8 protein-coding genes are annotated in these 17,668 nt (G+C 40.4%); 5 read left to right on the top strand and 3 right to left on the bottom strand.

Annotated elements, in window-relative coordinates:
• Positions 1-121: 121 nt before the first annotated feature.
• A complete protein-coding gene (locus tag NMG86_RS18865; RefSeq protein WP_043939631.1) occupies positions 122-6,337 on the bottom strand; it encodes an RHS repeat-associated core domain-containing protein in 6,216 nt (2,071 codons plus the stop codon).
• Positions 6,338-7,009: 672 nt separating this feature from the next.
• Here NMG86_RS18865 and glmS point away from each other — a divergent pair.
• Positions 7,010-8,926, top strand: a complete 1,917-nt coding sequence (gene glmS, locus NMG86_RS18860) for a glutamine--fructose-6-phosphate transaminase (isomerizing) (RefSeq protein ID WP_026796257.1) — start codon at positions 7,010-7,012, stop codon at positions 8,924-8,926.
• Positions 8,927-9,173: 247 nt separating this feature from the next.
• On the opposite strand, the gene NMG86_RS18855 is transcribed toward glmS, so the two are convergent.
• The gene (locus NMG86_RS18855) at positions 9,174-11,609 is read right to left on the bottom strand and encodes an exonuclease domain-containing protein (protein WP_026796256.1); all 2,436 of its coding nucleotides are present in this window, start codon (positions 11,607-11,609) and stop codon (positions 9,174-9,176) included.
• 423 nt (positions 11,610-12,032) lie between these two features.
• Here NMG86_RS18855 and NMG86_RS18850 point away from each other — a divergent pair, with 423 nt between their 5' ends.
• Positions 12,033-13,505: a DASH family cryptochrome gene (locus NMG86_RS18850; RefSeq protein ID WP_026796093.1), complete on the top strand. Its 1,473-nt coding sequence runs from the start codon at positions 12,033-12,035 to the stop codon at positions 13,503-13,505.
• Positions 13,506-13,736: 231 nt separating this feature from the next.
• On the opposite strand, the gene NMG86_RS18845 is transcribed toward NMG86_RS18850, so the two are convergent.
• A complete protein-coding gene (locus NMG86_RS18845) occupies positions 13,737-14,933 on the bottom strand; it encodes a M20 family metallopeptidase (protein WP_026796255.1) in 1,197 nt (398 codons plus the stop codon).
• A gap of 150 nt (positions 14,934-15,083) precedes the next feature.
• On the opposite strand from NMG86_RS18845, the gene zds reads away from it, so the two are divergent.
• From zds to NMG86_RS18830, 3 genes are all read left to right on the top strand, one after another.
• A complete protein-coding gene (gene zds / locus NMG86_RS18840) occupies positions 15,084-16,553 on the top strand; it encodes a 9,9'-di-cis-zeta-carotene desaturase (protein ID WP_026796254.1) in 1,470 nt (489 codons plus the stop codon).
• Positions 16,554-16,678: 125 nt separating this feature from the next.
• Positions 16,679-17,125: an SRPBCC family protein gene (locus NMG86_RS18835; RefSeq protein ID WP_026796253.1), complete on the top strand. Its 447-nt coding sequence runs from the start codon at positions 16,679-16,681 to the stop codon at positions 17,123-17,125.
• Positions 17,126-17,185: 60 nt separating this feature from the next.
• Positions 17,186-17,623, top strand: coding sequence for a DUF4079 domain-containing protein (locus tag NMG86_RS18830; protein WP_026796252.1), 438 nt, complete (start codon positions 17,186-17,188; stop codon positions 17,621-17,623).
• The last annotated feature ends 45 nt before the right edge of the window (positions 17,624-17,668 follow it).

The raw sequence follows: 17,668 nt of genomic DNA, 5'->3' as shown, positions 1-17,668 counted from the left end.
TCTAAATCGGAAGGGCGATCGCTTTTAAGAGGGCGGGTTTAGCAAGGTTATTGATAAGAATTGAATATTATTACAGAACCCGCCCCTACGATTTGAAAGATTATGATCCTGTCTGTTTCTATCAGATTATGGCTTGATTACCAAAGGTGGAATTTCCAAAAACAACATAACTCTTGCCTATGGTATTATCAAATAAACTGCCGGGTGCGCCGATGAGGATATCGTTAACGCTATCTTTGTTAATATCCCCGGCACTGCTAACAGCAACGCCTGATAATTCATTTTCGGCAGTTCCATTTAAGAAAAAGCCCTTTTCACCGTTCAAGTCTGAACTATTTAAACTAGCAGGAAATCCTTTCTGACTACCAAAAACCACATAGGTTTTTCCGGCACTTTTAATTCCATTTGCAGTGGCTCCTGAAGCACCAATGATAAGATCATCAATCTTGTCTCCATTGATATCTCCTGCGCCTTTAACTGAACCTCCTAATAATTCATCCGGTTCTACTCCATTAATCACAAATCCGTTATTTCCATTCAGGGTAAACAGGTCTAGTTGTTGAGTAAATCCGGCTTGAGTTCCAAATACAACATAAGCTTTTCCAGCATTAGTTTGATTGTTACCTGGAGATTGAGAAACACCGATAATAATATCTTCTAAACCATCAGCATTAATATCTCCTGCACCGCTAACCGATGAGACAGAATAGCCATCACCTTTGATAGTAAATCCATTAGTTCCGTCTAAGTTTGATAGAGAAAATCCGTTTTGATATCCTCCATCTTTGCCAAACAAAACGTAGGTTTCTCCCCCTTTAGGATTGCCTTCAAGTGAGCCTTGTTCTGCACCGATAATTAAATCATCTATTTGATCTCCGTTGATATCCCCTGCGTTACTAACGGTGGTTCCTGCTAATCCGTTATTATGATTAATTACGATACCGTCGTCCCATTGCAAATCGGTTGGGTTGAAGGCGGGAGGAAAACCGTTAAGACGACCGTAGACAAGATAAACTTTACCCAAAAAGGTATTAATTCCAGCCGGGGCAGCAACGGCTAAATCATCTAACCCATCATTGTTGAAATCTCCGGCACTACTGACGGCAAGACCAGAATAATCTAAAGCTTGATTACTGTTAATCACAAAGCCGTTATTACCATTTAGATTAGCTAGATTAAATCGAGTTGAGAAGGGTTGATTTGAACCTAAAACAACATAGGTTCGACCGGAATTATTGAGACTATTGGAATCTGAGGCAAAAGCACCAATGATTAGATCTTTTAGCCCATCTCCATTAATATCTCCCGCCGAACTAACTGCACCGCCACTAAAACTTTCGGCTTCAAATCCTTCAATAATAAACCCATTTGTACCATTCAGGGTAGACAGGTCAAAGTTAGCTGGAAATCCTTGATTTGTTCCAAAGACAACATAACTTTCCCCTGTGGCATTAATATTATTAGGATCGGCTGCAAATCCTCCCACAATAAAGTCATCAATGGTATCACCGTTGAAGTCTCCAATATTACTGAGAGAACTGCCAGCAAAGTTCCCTGCTGCACCTGTTACAGTAAAACCATTGTTACCATTAAGAGCGTTAAGGTTTATGGCAGGAACAGCAACGGTGATGGTTCCTGTTGCGGTTTTTTGATCATCAGCAATGGTATAATTAATAGTATCCACACCGATAAAATTAGTCGGGGGAGTATAGGTTAGTTGATCATCGGTTTTATCGTCGGGAGTACCGTTATTATCGAGTTGAATCGTGCCGCCTTTAGCGCTGGTTTGATCATACCCAGTTAATGATAGGGGAATCCCGATGGTGACGATATCGTTACTGAGGGGATTAATTTTAACGGGGGTATTAGCAAAGGTACTGATAAAATCAGCTTTTGCTTCCAGGTCAACTCCAATAATTACAGAACTTTCTGGGGATGGAGCATTGATGGCAGCTTCAAGAATCTCAGGGTCAAAATTGGTGAGAACTAAATCAATAATAGTAGCTTCCCGAATCGTGGGATTGGTAATACTATCGCCTATTAGTTGTTCAGCTTTGGCAACATCGGCGGGGTTTAAGTCGGAGATTTTAACTTTCTGGCGGGGGTAATTTTGCAGGGTAAAGGTGTTGGTGTTTTCCCCTGGTTTGTAGTCGAATAAGGATTCTGCTTGATTGACTCGCCAGCTATCAGCATATTCGCCGTAAAGTTGACTGGTAGCAACGGGTTCTGTCAATACAGTTCCGTCGCGCTTAATCAGGTCATCTTTGGGGTTTTTGTTCAAGTTGCCGAGTAGTCCGGTAATTTTACCTTCTCTTTCTTTGGTGAGGAAAACATCAATGTTGACGCGAGTGGGTTTCACCTTAGCAACGAGTTGATCTCCTGTGGGATAAACAACAGTATAAGTTTTGCCTTCGCGGTAGATGCGACCATCTCCGACAGCGAGGGAATCAAGGTCGGGTATTTCGGTGGGAACTCCATCTACGACAAGTCCTCGATCTAGGTAAATTCCGATGCGTTTTCCACCGATAATTGTACTTACGGCGGTGTTGTCGGAAACATTACTCTGCGGGTTGTTGTCAACAGGTTGTTGTCGAACTTGGATTTTTAGGTCGCCACTTGTTGACTCGATTAAGGTAAATTCTCCGGCGGCTTGGAAGTCGTGATATTGTTTGTCGAAAGTTACTATGCGGGGGTCGTTGTAGGTACTGGCGCTGTTTTCTGGGTGGGGTGGAGGGGGTGGGAATCGTTTGGTGAAAGCATCACTTAATTTTTCAAATAGCCCTCTTTTTTCTAGATATGCTAATATGTCTGATGTCAGATCTAATGCTGATTCTATATCTGAAAACGGGTTGAAGAAATCTAAAAATTCTGCTCCAAGTTCGAGTGCGATATTGTCTGGATCAGCAGCTTGAGCAGCATTAGCAAAAGTTAACAGACCTATCACACTTGCAGCTTTTTGAATGTGAAGACCTGCTTTTTTAACTCTTTTTGTAACTTCTTTACCTTTGTCGGTATAAACTGGATGGTCGTGAGCAGGATGACCAAGATCATTTTCTCGGTGAGAGACAGGTTTCCGACTACCACTAATGTCACGAGTTAATTTTTTTGTGTTGCCTGGCCCTTCTAGATGAAAGTCTCCCCCTCCTCCATTTTTTGTTAAGCGTTGTCCTAGTTGAACAGCTTGTTTTCTCTTTAATGTTTTGCCAGTGAATTCAAGACTTCCGTTTATACGCTTAAATAGCTTGTACAATTTAACTAGTCCAAAACCACTAGGATCGATGTTATTTAAAGGATCGTTATCAACATAATTATAGAGATTTAATCCTCCAACTATTCCGATTGGATCGGGGTTAATAAACCGACCTTCTGATGCTCTGTAGTACCTTGCCCGTGCAAAATCAAGACCATTTTCTTCATCCATTACCCCAAACTGCCCAACAAACTCAAAGGGGTTAGAAACTGCCTCAACTTTGTTTAAATCTTCACCAAAAGGCAAATAGCTATAACGGTTAACATAGCTGCCATTTCCTCCTGTCAGTCCTGCCGTTGAACCGATCGCATCAAAATCATAATAAGCTGTCGTATTAGTAGCATCAACGCGACTTTCCAGACCGAATCCATGAGTATAACGAGCAATTAAATTACCATTGCTGTACTCACCCACCACATTGCCAAAACTACTTGGATCGAGTAAATATTCAGTCCGTTGACCGTTGTGAGTGCTGGCAATGCGGTTGCCAAAAGCATCATAGTCATAACTCCAAATCCCATCAGGCGTAACAACACCCACTAGACGATTCTCAACATCATAAGTGTAAGTCGAAGTCTTACCCCCCTCAGTCTTAGAAATCAGATTCCCATCAGCATCATAAGTGTAGTTTCCCTTCCCTACCGCCGTGTACTGATTCAAACTGTTCGTTTCATAAGACGTAGCAACTCCATTATCAGTAACAGCAATCCGGTTTCCCGCAGCATCGTATTGATATTGAATGGTTCGATTATCCGGCAAAGTAACAGAAATTAGCTGACCATTGGCATCGTACCCATACTTAGAAATTCCATCCAACGTCGTCATGCTGGTAAGCTGACCTAGCTGGTCATAAGTATAGTCAAAACGCGAATTAACTGAAGCGTTAGGTGCGTAGTTGACGATATTTAGCAGTTGCTCAGCCGCATCATAACCATAAGTGGTGTAAGTGCCATTGCCGTTATCTTCCCGACTCAAACGACCTAAATTGTCATAGGTATAACCAGCAATTTTTTGACCATTGCTATCAGTCAGTCCCGCCAATCTCCCGAGTGAATCATAACCATAGTTAACCGCAAAACCATCTTGATCCACCATGCGGGTGCGACGACCTGCCGCATCGTAGGTGTACTGCAAAAACCGACCATTGGGGTAAGTAATTTTTGTCAGTCGGTCAGCAGAGTCAAACTCTTGACTAATCGTACCTTTTGCATCAGTAGTAGAAATCAGATTGTCACGTTGGTCGTAAGTAAAATTGATTTGGGAACCATCAGGGTTAGTCTGTTTGATCAGCCGTTCTCGGTCATCATAAGTGTATTCAATCCCCTGACCGCGACGGTTGACATACTTAACTAAATTTCCCTGCGGATCGTAATTGAACTGCTCTTTAATGCTCTCGTTAGTATAGGCAACTTTGCTCGTTATTAGCTTGCCATTTTTATCGTAGTAACTAACAGTTGGATTCGTGCCAGTGCTGTTGCTTAAACTATCCAGCCGTCCAAAAGTACGATTGCTGACTAAACCGTTTAAATTACCAATAGGGTAATTTAACTGCTCATCGCTGCTGGGAACATACTCGATTTTTACCAGATTCCCTTTATCATCGTAGTTGTAACCAGTCACATTACCGCGCTGGTCGCTGACGCTCTGCACTTGGTTAAAGGTAGGATCGTAAGTAAAATCAACTGAATTGCCAAGGGGGTCAACTTGATTAAGGAGATTACCCTGCTGATCGTAGGTAAAATTAGAGCTAATATTCCCTGGTGCAATCTGCTGAATTAGGTTGCCATCGCCATCATATTTAAACTGTAAGTTACGACCGAGAGCATCTTGTAACTGACCAATTTGACCCAGATCATTTAAAAGTAATTTTGTCTTAGCTCCTGTTGCATCACTCGCCGTGACTCCACCCGCAGAATCATACTCAAAAGTAATCGCCTGAGCACCACCATTCAGACTTTGTTTGATAACCCGTCCTTGAGCATCATAGTCATATAATGTTTGCGTACCATCGGCAAAAGTCACAGAGGTAAGAGCTTTAGCCGCGTTATAGGTATAGCTAGTTGTGCCTTGAGGATCTGTGATACTGAGAAGTAGTTCACCAGTGGGGTCATAGCTGTAGGTTGTGGTTCTCCCCGCTTGGTCAACAACTTGGCTAATTCGACCTTGATCATTGTAGCTCAAACTGAGGTTGTCGCCGTTAGTAGAATCAATCCGAGTTAACTGGTTTCCCGTGTAAGTCGCCGTGATGCGATTGCTGTTAGTATCTTCAATAAAATCCAACTTGCCATCGGGTCGAAAGGCAACGAAACCACCCGCTTGTCCCCGCAGTTGAAATGTATTTCCTACCTTAGTTAAAGTTGCCTTATCTCCGGGTTGGTTCAAATAAGTTCCATCGGCTTGCTTGCGAAATAATCGTAAACTACCAGAGGAGTTAACTGTTACAGTGCCATCACTATTTTCTGTTGCTGTAATGTCAAAAGGAAACGCCGAACCGCGACCGAGGAAACCCAGATTGTAGCGTTGAGCTATGCTTCCATAGTTGCCAGCTTGTTCTAGTTCAAATACCAGCAACCGAGAAACATCATTACTATAGTCGCCTAACTGACTGAGATGGGTAGCGTTATCAGCTAGAACTGCCTGATATTGACCTGCTGTATTGCCAACTGAACCTGTAAAATTATTCCAGATCGCATCCCAAGCATCGGCGGGGACGCTATCAGGACGAACATCATTTTTGATGCTATTCCAATCAATCGGCGCATTTTCTGCTACAACCCCGGCACTAAAGTTAATATCAGTATTAGCCTCTCCCGTTGGTTGAAAAGATACTTTAAAACTACTACTAGCTCCCGGCTGCAAAATACCCGCAGCACCTTGGTTGTTGATGCCTAAAAACTGTACGTTTTCCGCAAATGCGCCACTAGCTGACTGTAATTGCGCTCCTGTAGCTGACAATGAAATTAAAGGAGCAACGGCATCTGTTTGACCCACATTGGTGTATGTTACTGTCACCTCGCCTATTTTGTTAGGGCGGATGCCACGGGGGGCATTAATGGATACTTGTATGTTGTTGTTCGTGTTAGCCATGTTTCGATCTCCTCAAAAAAGCTAATTGTTGTCAATTTGGAGAAAAACCCGATTTCTTGGTTAGTTGCAGATTGTAAACCTCGCCTTTGTCTGAAAACATCCCCACAGCATGGGTATCTTTTAGCGAAAGACTCGGTGCGATGTCCAAAAGTTGAACGGTCTGTAGAACAACTTTGATCATACCACCGACTCAAGAAAAAAGTTGCTAAAAAGTGACAATTTTGTTGGAATAAAGTGACAAAAGGTGAATCAACAGGTCTAAATCCCGACACCAAGGGGAATAGACTCTGTTTCAATTCCTATTAATTAATTCCCTGTTATGCAATAGATAATGAAGAAATTGTTACATCTATCAAGTTGATTGTTTATCATAAAGGGCGATCGCTTCTAAGAGGGCGGGTTTAGATGGGTTATGGGTTAGTATTGAATATTGTTGCGGAACCCGCCCCTACAGTTTGTGAAAAAAATGCGATCGCATTTGACAATGATTAACAATTCGACCGTAGGGGGTCTTTAATTATTAGTAATTATCTCCCTAAACCCGCCCAATTCCTTTGGAGTTATTACCTTTGGTTAGAGAATTAATCGCCAAACATTATACCAGGGCCTAAGATAAGATAAACTAGGATTAATATTCGAGACAAGACCCGTTGAAACAGGAGTTTTTAATTCATGTGTGGAATTGTTGGTTATATTGGGACTCGAGTTGCCAGTGAAATTCTCATGTCCGGGTTAGAAAAACTGGAATATCGGGGTTATGATTCGGCGGGTTTAGCAACAATTTGGGAAGGGAATATTCATTCTATTAGAGCTAAGGGAAAGCTCCATAACCTTCGGGAAAAATTAGCCCATGTTGAGATGCCCTCTAGTATTGGGATTGGTCATACACGCTGGGCAACCCATGGCAAACCGGAAGAACGGAATGCCCATCCGCACCTCGATCCGAAAGAAGGGGTAGCCGTTGTTCAAAATGGGATTGTGGAAAATTATCGGGAATTACGAGAAGAATTAAAAGCCAAAGGTTATGAGTTTAAATCCGATACGGATACGGAAGTAATTCCCCATTTAATTGCTGATTTTTTAGCAACTCAAACTTCTGAAAAAATATCTTTTTTAGAGGCTGTGCGTCAAACTGTTAATCGTTTAGAAGGAGCCTTTGCGATCGCGGTTTTATGTGCAGATTCTCCCAATGAATTAATTGTGGCTCGTCAACAAGCTCCTTTATCAATTGGTTTAGGTCAAGGAGAATTTTTCTGTGCTTCCGACACCCCGGCTTTAGTTCCCTATACCCAAGCAATTTTAAGTTTAGAAAATGGGGAAATGGCTCGTTTAACGCATTTAGGTGTAGAGGTTTATAGTTTTGCGGGAGAACGTTTACATAAAGTTCCTCGGATTCTTAATTTGAGTCCGACTTTAGTTGAGAAGCACGCTTTTAAACATTTTATGTTAAAGGAAATCCATGAACAACCGGGAGTTGTTCGGGATTGTTTGCAAGCCTATTTAGATCCAGAATTGGAACTAGAACCGGAAAAAACCACTGAAAAATCTAAAGCCAAAAAACGACCTTCACCAATTCATTTAAGTGTTCCTTCAAGCTGGTATCAAGATTTAGAACAAATTGAAATTCTAGCCTGTGGAACCAGTTGGCACGCCAGTTTAGTCGGGAAATATTTGTTAGAACAAATCGCAAATATTCCTACGGTGGTACAGTATGCTTCTGAGGCTCGTTACGCACCGATCCCCCTGCGACCCCATACTTTAACAATTGGAGTTACACAGTCGGGAGAAACGGCCGATACCTTAGCTTCCTTGGCAATGGAACAGCAACGGCGGATAAATTCCCCGGCAAAATACGCGCCTAAACTATTAGGAATTACCAACCGTCCTGAAAGTTCTTTAGCCCAATTAGTTCCCCATATTATTGATACCAGAGCCGGAATTGAAATTGGGGTGGCTGCAACCAAAACCTTTGTCGCTCAATTAGTTGCCTTTTATTTATTGGCTTTAGATATTGCTTGGCATCGTCAAAGTTTGCCCGAATCTCGGTTACTCGAAATTATCAAGGATTTACGACAACTTCCGGCTCAAATGGAACAGTTATTACAGAGTCAAGAAAAATATATTGAGGAGTTAGCCTCTGATTTTAATGAAACCCAAGATTTTATCTTTTTAGGACGCGGAATTAATTTTCCAATTGCTTTAGAAGGAGCATTAAAATTAAAAGAAATTAGTTACATTCATGCGGAGGGATATCCGGCGGGAGAAATGAAACATGGCCCCATTGCTTTGTTAGATGAAAAAGTGCCCGTAGTGGCGATCGCCATGCCGGGAAATGTGTATGAAAAAGTAATTTCTAATGCTCAAGAAGCTAAGGCGCGAGATGCCCGTTTAATTGGGGTGATACCGATAGAAGAACTCGAAGCTAAGGAAACCTTTGATGATGTTCTAGCTGTTCCAATCGTTGATGAAATTTTATCCCCGATTCTAACCGTAATTCCCCTGCAATTATTAGCTTATTATATTGCAGCACGACGGGGTTTAGATGTTGATCAACCTCGGAATTTAGCCAAGTCGGTAACGGTTGAATAAGGGTGTAGTGAATCATCTGGGGATATAAAAACGAAATCAACGGATTGACGGAGACAGGACTTACGGACAAGAACAAAGAAACCGGGTTTCTAGCCCTGACTTTGCGGATGAAATCGGTGATTTCTCGTTCAGAAACCAGTTTTGGTGCGTAAGTCCTATTCCCTATTCCCTATTCCCTCCCCCCCCTAGCCCCCCGTGCACGGGGGGTTTGGGGGGCTATTCCCTGTTCCGTACCGCGATATAGTTTTTAACTCAAATCTCTGGTAATATTTTGAAATAGCCAATAATCCTGATATTCTGATAAAATAAACTCCATAGCCTCCTCAAACTTGATCTCTAAATCATAATTTTGAATATCTAGGATCATTTGATAAAACAACTCAAATAAAACTCTATGGTCTGGATTCCAAAGCATTAGTTTTCCATTTTTAGAATGTTGAAGTTTTTCTAGCTCAAATAGACTTTTCTCACCACTAATCGGATAATCGCTCTGATCTCGACATAGAATAAATTTAAAATTGGGTTTCAAAACCAATAATTCATTCCAGTTTTTCATCCGATGGAAAAAGGGTGCTCCACCTAAATGTAAAAATCCCACCACAAAACTATGGGTTTGAGTTTGAATAATTAAATGTTCAGGAATGACTCGTTTTCCTAAACGTAAAATATCAAAACTCAAGGGAGAAATCACTAACATTAAGGATTCTAAAATTGTGATTAATTTACCTAAATCATCACTATCGGTTAAAATTTTAGGCTTGGATAAATTAGCTTCTAAACAAATTTGTTGCGCCTTTAAATAATTTTTGAGTTGACGTTTAGCCGCAGAATCAAAGGAGGGGACAAATCCAAATAATTCCCCATTAAATATTTCTAAATTTTGCTGATTTTTCTCACCAAAAATTTTCGCAATTTGAGTCATTCCCTGTTTCATTTGTTCCAGTTCAATTTCCAACTTTTTTAACCGTCTTTCTACATCACTTTCATCGGTTTGTAACACTGGAATTAGTTGATGTTTTGGGAGAGGGATTCCATCGACTTTATAGCGGTAATAATCCGCCGCCACATTTAAGACTGTCCGAATAGAAATATGATTTAAAATTGCAGTAATTTCATCCACTTCAAATAAATCATCTAGGGTGACATCTAACCCTTGTAATTTTAAATTCAATAACTGTTTTAACTCTTGATTGGAAGGACGATTAAGAAACACTTGGGACTGGGATACCCGATCAATAATTGACCCATCAAAAACCTGTTTAAATTGTTGCCAGCGATCAGGAAATAGGTTTAAAATAATTAAACTATTCGGAACATGGGTAAAAATCTCTTTAATCGCGGTTCCAAAACAGTGTAATAATCGTTCATTGTGTTTTAATCCTAATCCCTCCAACTGATCAAAAACAATGATTAAAGGTTCATCTAAGAGGGATAAACACCCCAAAACCTTCAATGCTTCTAAAGATGCTTCCTCCCGGCTCAATTCATCTTCCCAGGAGGGTAAACCCACCCGGTCTAATTCTTCTTGAGGGAGATTATTCATTGCTAACCATTGGGTAATAATTTGACGACGGTTAAAGTCGGTATAGCCACAAAATTTCACAATTCCTTGTAAAAATTTAGGGGCGTAACCCGCGGCGGAAAAGTTATTATTCCACCACTCCAAAGCCCGTTTTTCAATATGTTGCCAAAATTCCCGTTTTGTTTTGGTTTCTGCTTGGGATAAGTCGGTAAATAGCTTTAAATTTCCCCCTTGAATCAGTTGTAATATCTTTTCGTCTTTTTGGGTTTTTGAGGTAAAATAGTTATCAGTAGATTTAATAATTTCCGAAAAACTATTAGCCAATAAATACTCAATTTGAGTATGAATACTATTTGGAACAATTTGGATTAAGGATTCTAAAATTCGACTATAGGTATGGAATAAAACCGTATCAGGATTATTGGGTTGGCGGATAAATAATAATCTATTTTTAGTTAATAAATCCTTGGCTAATCGCATCATTAGATGGGTTTTTCCTGACCCGGGTTCCCCAATCACAATTGCTCCTTTGGTTTGATGATTGAAGTCTAATTTAATATCCCCTAAAATAGCTTTTAAGCGATCGCATTCTTCGGCAAAAATCCCTCTAAAATCCGGGTGATCCTGAAAGGGAGTATCAACACGACTGTTTCCAAAAGGGTTGGGTTGGGTTTTTAATTCTTTTTTAAGAAATTCATTCACAATATGTTTATAAAGTTGATAGGTAAATGACGCATCATATTTAGCTCTATGGGCAGAATCTTTGATAAAAAATTGACCCTCTAATTTAAGTCTTAGATGTTTACTTAAAGCCTCTAAAGAATGACTATTTAATTGCGGTAAATAGCGTTGAGCTAGTTCAAAACTACACTGAAAATCTAATTGAGGGGCAGAAATTCCCACCGCTTTAAATGAATTTCGCAAGATTTCAATATCATGTTGAGCATAATGACAAATAATAATTTGAGATTGAGCAATTTCCAGAAATTCTGTTAAAAGTAATTTTAACGGTTTAGTCAGATGGGCAATTTTAGGACTTTGGGGATGATTTTCCACAAAGGCTTCATAAATTAATTCTCCTTGATCATTAACAATCGCTAATTCTCTTAAAATCGGTTGTCCTTCCGTATCAATAACAATAAAGTTTTTTTTAGTTTTCATAGCAATTAATGAGAATAAATAATCTGTAAACGTAGAATTAAATGATCGAGATCACAAGATCCCCTAGACTGCTCTCGCTTGCTTCTATGTTCATTGTCACTCAAATTGAACGTTATCATCACAGAATTTTAGAGATGAGCGTCCCTGATTTAACCGGGAAAATACGGAATAATTAAATTATTGAGTTGATCTCTATTTTTTCAACCGTTAAGGACTTGAAGGGTGATTATGAAAGTTTATCCCAAACCATTGCGCTCTAACCCCTACAATAGTTACCGCGACCCGAAAACGGGACGCTGGTTAGTTGTCAAACCCCTGGAGAATTCGGCTAAAATGGATTAAGTGTAACGTTTTGTAAATCCGTGAGTTAGACTAACAGACGGACTACTAAAACGAACTTAACCCTTTAGACGGCTAATCATTGTGACCCCAAAACGAATTTTAATCTGGTATCGAAACGATTTACGACTACATGACCATCAACCCTTATCCTCAGCATTAAACACTCAAGCACAGATTATTCCTGTGTATTGTTTTGACCCTCGACAGTTTACTCAAACCTCCTATGGATTCCCCAAAACGGGAGCATTTCGCACTCAATTTTTATTGGAAAGCGTTGCGGATTTACGTCAATCTTTCAGAAAGTTAGGAAGTGATTTAATCCTTCGTCTAGGGAAGCCAGAAATAATTATTCCTGAATTAGTTAAAATCCTCAATATTGATGCAGTCTATTATTATCAAGAAGCCACTTCCGAGGAATTAAGCATAGAACAAAATTTAAAAACTGCCTTAGCTGCTTTAGGAGTTGTGGTTAAATCCTATTGGGGTGCAACACTTTATTCTATAACAGATTTACCCTTTTCTATTCCTCAACTTCCAGAAATTTTTACTCAATTTAGAAAGCAAGTTGAATCTCAATCAATTATCAATAGTCTTTTTACTTCTCCTAAACAATTACCCCATTTACCTGAAATAGAAACAGGAAACTTACCCAATATTCAAGATTTAGGTTTAGAAACACCTGTTTTTGATTCTCGGTCAGTGATGAAATTTCAAGGTGGAGAAACCGCAGGATTAGACCGTTTAAAAAATTATATTTGGGAACAGGATTGTCTCAAAAATTATAAAGAAACCCGCAATGGAATGTTAGGAGCAAATTATTCTTCTAAGTTTTCCCCATGGTTAGCATTAGGTTGTTTGTCTCCCCGACTAATTTATAATACAGTTCAAACCTACGAAAAAGAACGGGTAAAAAACGATTCAACTTACTGGTTAATTTTTGAATTATTATGGCGAGATTATTTTAAATTTATTGCTTTAAAACATGGGAATAAAATATTTTATCCCCAGGGTCTACAAGGAATTTCTATTCCTTGGAAAGACAATCCAAAACAGTTTGAACAATGGCAACGGGGAATCACAGGTTTTCCCTTAGTAGATGCGAATATGCGGGAATTATTAACAACAGGATTTATGTCAAACCGAGGGCGGCAAAATGTAGCCAGTTTCCTCACCAAAAATTTAGGAATTAATTGGCAAAGAGGGGCAGAATGGTTTGAATCTTTGTTAATTGATTATGATGTGTGTAGCAATTGGGGTAACTGGAATTATAACGCTGGAGTGGGAAATGATGCCAGAGGATTTCGCTATTTTAATATTCTCAAACAATCCCAAGATTATGACCCCAATGGGGATTATATTAAACATTGGCTGCCGGAATTAAAGGATTTACCCCCGTCAAAAGTTCATCAACCTTGGAAATTATTGCCCGTTGAACAAAAACGCTTTAGGGTAATTTTAGGCGTTGACTATCCTCAACCCATGGTTGATTTAGAACAATCGGTTAAAGTGAATCAATTGATTTATGAAACTGCGGTTAGAAAAAACTTAGGTTAGCTGAATTTTATAGCAGGGAACAGCCTCCCCAACCCCCCGTGCACGGGGGGCTAGGGGGGGAGGGAACGCCGGATCAGGGAACAGTCCCCCCAACCTCCCGTGCACGGCAGGCTAGGGGGGGGGAGGGAACACCGGGGGAAATCACTTCACCGTCTGGGTTCCAAGATCCGTCTGGTGTCCTAACTGCCTTGGCGGTTGCTATAACTGGGTAACGGATATTTTTGCGATTGATTAATTCTTCTCCGTTGCTAATTGTTTTTGACAAAATTTATAGGCAGAATAGGCTAAAGTTACCACCCCCATAATAATTGCCGATTCATCAATTTCAAACTTAGGATGATGTAAGGGATAATTATGTTTATTTTTGTGTCCGACACCTAAGCGAAACATCATGCCGGGTGCATAATCTAAATAGACAGAAAAATCCTCTGCACCTAAAGAGGGTTCGGGTAAATTCAAAACCGCACCAGACCCAAATGCTTCTCTAACACTTTCTTCGACAATTTTAGTTAACATCGGATCATTCTGCACCGAGGGAACACCTCGACGATAATTTAACTCATAATTTGCCCCGTACATTTGGCAAATATTAGCAACAATTTGTTCTATCCAACCCGGTAAAGATGCGTAGGTTTCAGGATGAAGCGATCGCACCGTTCCTAATAGTTTAACCTGATCCGCAATAATATTAGGTGCCCGTCCGCCTACAATTTGACCAATGGATAAAACCACAGGTCTTAAAGGGTTTTGAGTGCGACTAATCGCCTGTTGTAACATGGTAATTACCTGGGCCGCGATCCAAATCGCATCCTTAGCTTCATGGGGTCGCGCCCCGTGACCCGACTCTCCGATAATCGTTAATTCCAAATCATCCGCCGCCGCCGTTAACGCCCCCTGTCGCAGTCCCACACATCCGGCGGGAATACTGGGGAAGACATGAACCCCCAAAATCGCTGCCACGTCCTCCATGACGTTATCATGTACCATCCAGGTTGCCCCTTTAGCAATTTCTTCCGCCGGTTGAAACAAAAACCTCACTTTGCCCGGAAAATTCTGACCTAAATGAGATAAAACCATCGCTGTTCCTAACCCTAACGTGGTGTGCAAGTCATGTCCGCAAGCGTGCATCACTCCCATCTGTCGAGAGGCATACTCTAACCCGGTTAATTCGGTCATGGGTAGAGCGTCCATATCGGTGCGAATAGCAAACCAACGGGGGTTGGTAGTATTTCCCTTGAATTCTCCCACGACTCCCGTTGTCCCCACACCTTCTTGTACCTTAATCCCACAGGAGGATAAAACCCCGGCGACATAAGCTGAGGTTTGATATTCTTGACCACTGAGTTCTGGATGGGCATGAATATGGCGACGAATCTCAATTAACCTAGGGGCTAAGGTTGTGGCAATATCTTTAATTTTTTCCAGCATATAATCTATTGAAGTTATTGATAACTAGACTCATATTAATTCTGTGTGAAGTTGCCAGGAATTGATCCCTCCCAACCTCCCTCTTTTTAATATTCCCGCTTTTTGTTACAATCTGTAAACAAACGCTTAAGATAAAGGGCAGTCTAACAAATGCGGGTTGCGATCGCAGGAGCAGGTTTAGCGGGCATGGCTACGGCAATTGACCTAGTGGATGCCGGACACGAAGTAGAGATTTTTGAATCCCGTCCCTTTGTCGGGGGTAAAGTTAGCAGTTGGATAGACCCGGAAGGCAACCATATTGAAATGGGGTTGCACGTCTTTTTTGGCTGCTACTATAACTTATTTGAACTGATGAGAAAGGTGGGGGCGATTGACAACCTTGGGTTAAAAGACCATACCCACATTTTTATCAATACCGGGGGGAAAACTGGCAGTTTAGACTTTCGCTTCATTACCGGGGCGCCTTTTAACGGGTTGAAGGCGTTTTTCACCACATCCCAACTCTCGGTGATTGATAAATTACAAAATGCGATCGCTTTGGGGACTAGCCCGATTGTTCAAGGGTTGGTAGACTTTAAAGGAGCGATGAGGACTATCCGCGAGTTAGATAGAGTTAGTTTTGCGGACTGGTTTCGCAGTCATGGCGGTTCTGAAGGTAGTCTAAAACGGATGTGGAACCCGATTGCCTATGCCTTGGGATTTATTGATACTGAGAATATTTCCGCTCGGTGTATGTTAACGATTTTCCTATTTTTTGCCACCAAAACAGAGGCATCTATGTTGCGAATGTTGACAGGATCTCCGGCGGAATATTTGCATAAACCTATTGTGAATTATTTGGAACAAAGAGGTGTGAAAATTCATACCCGGCGTCGAGTTCGAGAAATACAGTTTTCAGAAATAGAAGGTAAAACTTATCTGACGGGAATGGTAGTCGCCAAAGGAGAAACTGAAGAAACAATTATTGCCGATGCCTATGTTTTCGCCGGGGATATTCCGGGGGTACAAAAAATGATTCCCACCGCTTGGCGAAAATGGTCGGAGTTTGACAATATTTATAAGTTAGAAGCGGTTCCCGTGGCAACGGTACAACTGCGGTTTGATGGTTGGGTGACGGAATTAAATGATCCCCAAAAACGTCAACAACTTAAAGAAGCCGCCGGAATTGATAATTTATTATATACAGCCGATGCGGATTTTTCCTGTTTTTCTGACTTAGCTTTATCCAGTCCGGCGGACTATTATCGAGAAGGACAAGGATCTTTATTACAGTTAGTTTTAACCCCTGGAGATCCTTTTATTAAACAAAATAATCAGGAAATTGCCCAGCACGTTTTAAAACAAGTTCATAATTTATTTCCTAGTTCCAGGGAATTGAATATGACCTGGTATAGTGTGGTTAAATTAGCTCAATCTTTATATCGAGAATCCCCTGGAATGGACGCCTATCGTCCGGCCCAAAAAACTCCTGTTGCTAATTTCTTTTTAGCCGGAAGTTACACACAACAGGATTATATTGATAGTATGGAAGGGGCAACTATTTCAGGACGACAGGCGGCTAAGGCTATATTAGAAACTAGCTTTTCCGATCTTAAACCTTCCCCTGTTGTTGCTGGATAATTGAGGATTTTATCTTAATAATTAGCCTGAAATTTATGATTTTGGCTAATTATTATTTAGGATTCACATTGTATAGCAATACTACAAATTCAATTAGGTAAAATCTTTATAAATTTGTAAATATTATGGCTGATTGGTTAGAACATAGTGTGCAAGTTGAAGTTCCGGTTCCCATTGATATCTCTTGGATTTTGTGGTCGGATTTGGAACAAATGCCCCGTTGGATGAAATGGATTGATTCAGTTAAAATTTTAGAAGATAATCCTGATTTATCCCGTTGGAAATTAGCCACAGGTAATTTGGAATTTAGTTGGTTATCAAGGATTTTAAAACAAATTCCTAATCAAATTATTCAATGGGAATCAGTAGATGGTTTACCGAATCGGGGAGCAATTAGGTTTTATGATCGTCATGGGAGTAGTATTGTTAAATTAACTGTTTCTTATGCCATTCCTGGGATTTTAGGACAACTGATGGATAATTTATTTTTGGGTGGAGTAGTGGAGTCAACCCTACAAAAAGATTTAGAACGGTTTAAGGATTATGCCATAGAATATTATGGTAATTCTTGAAATTAACATCCGTTAAAATCTTTATCCGTCAAATCCCTTTAATCCGTTAAAATCCGTGTTATGAATTTACCCTCATTTTTGTGGTTATGGAAAATTGCGGCTTGGTCGATGGGATTTTCTGTCTTCGCTTATGTATTGTTAGCGATGACAGGAGGATGGATGCTATATTCCCGAAAAAATCAACAACCTCGACTTAACGGACTCAGAACTTTTCATTACCTTATAGGTGGGGTAATGGTGAGTTTAGTCCTAATTTTACTAACCGTTGGCTTAGTGGGTACTCTTGGATATTACGGGAGTTTAGGGCATTCAATTCATCTAGGTGCCGGATTAATTGTGGTAAGTTTAGTATTAGGATCGGCTTGGAGTGCTACCCAAATTAATCCTAAAAATACCTGGGCGCGCCCCCTTCATCTTGGCATAAATATGGGTTTATTTTTTGCTTTTACTGCGGTTTCTTTATCCGGGTGGGTAATTGTTCAGAAATATTTACCTTGATGTAATTATTCATACAAAATCTGGTGATCAATAGATTAAAATTAT

Source organism: Planktothrix rubescens CCAP 1459/22 (genome assembly GCA_904830895.1).
Taxonomy (GTDB): domain Bacteria; phylum Cyanobacteriota; class Cyanobacteriia; order Cyanobacteriales; family Microcoleaceae; genus Planktothrix; species Planktothrix agardhii.
Note: the sequence above shows the minus strand (reverse complement) of the source record. Positions and strands in the feature narration are given on the sequence as shown.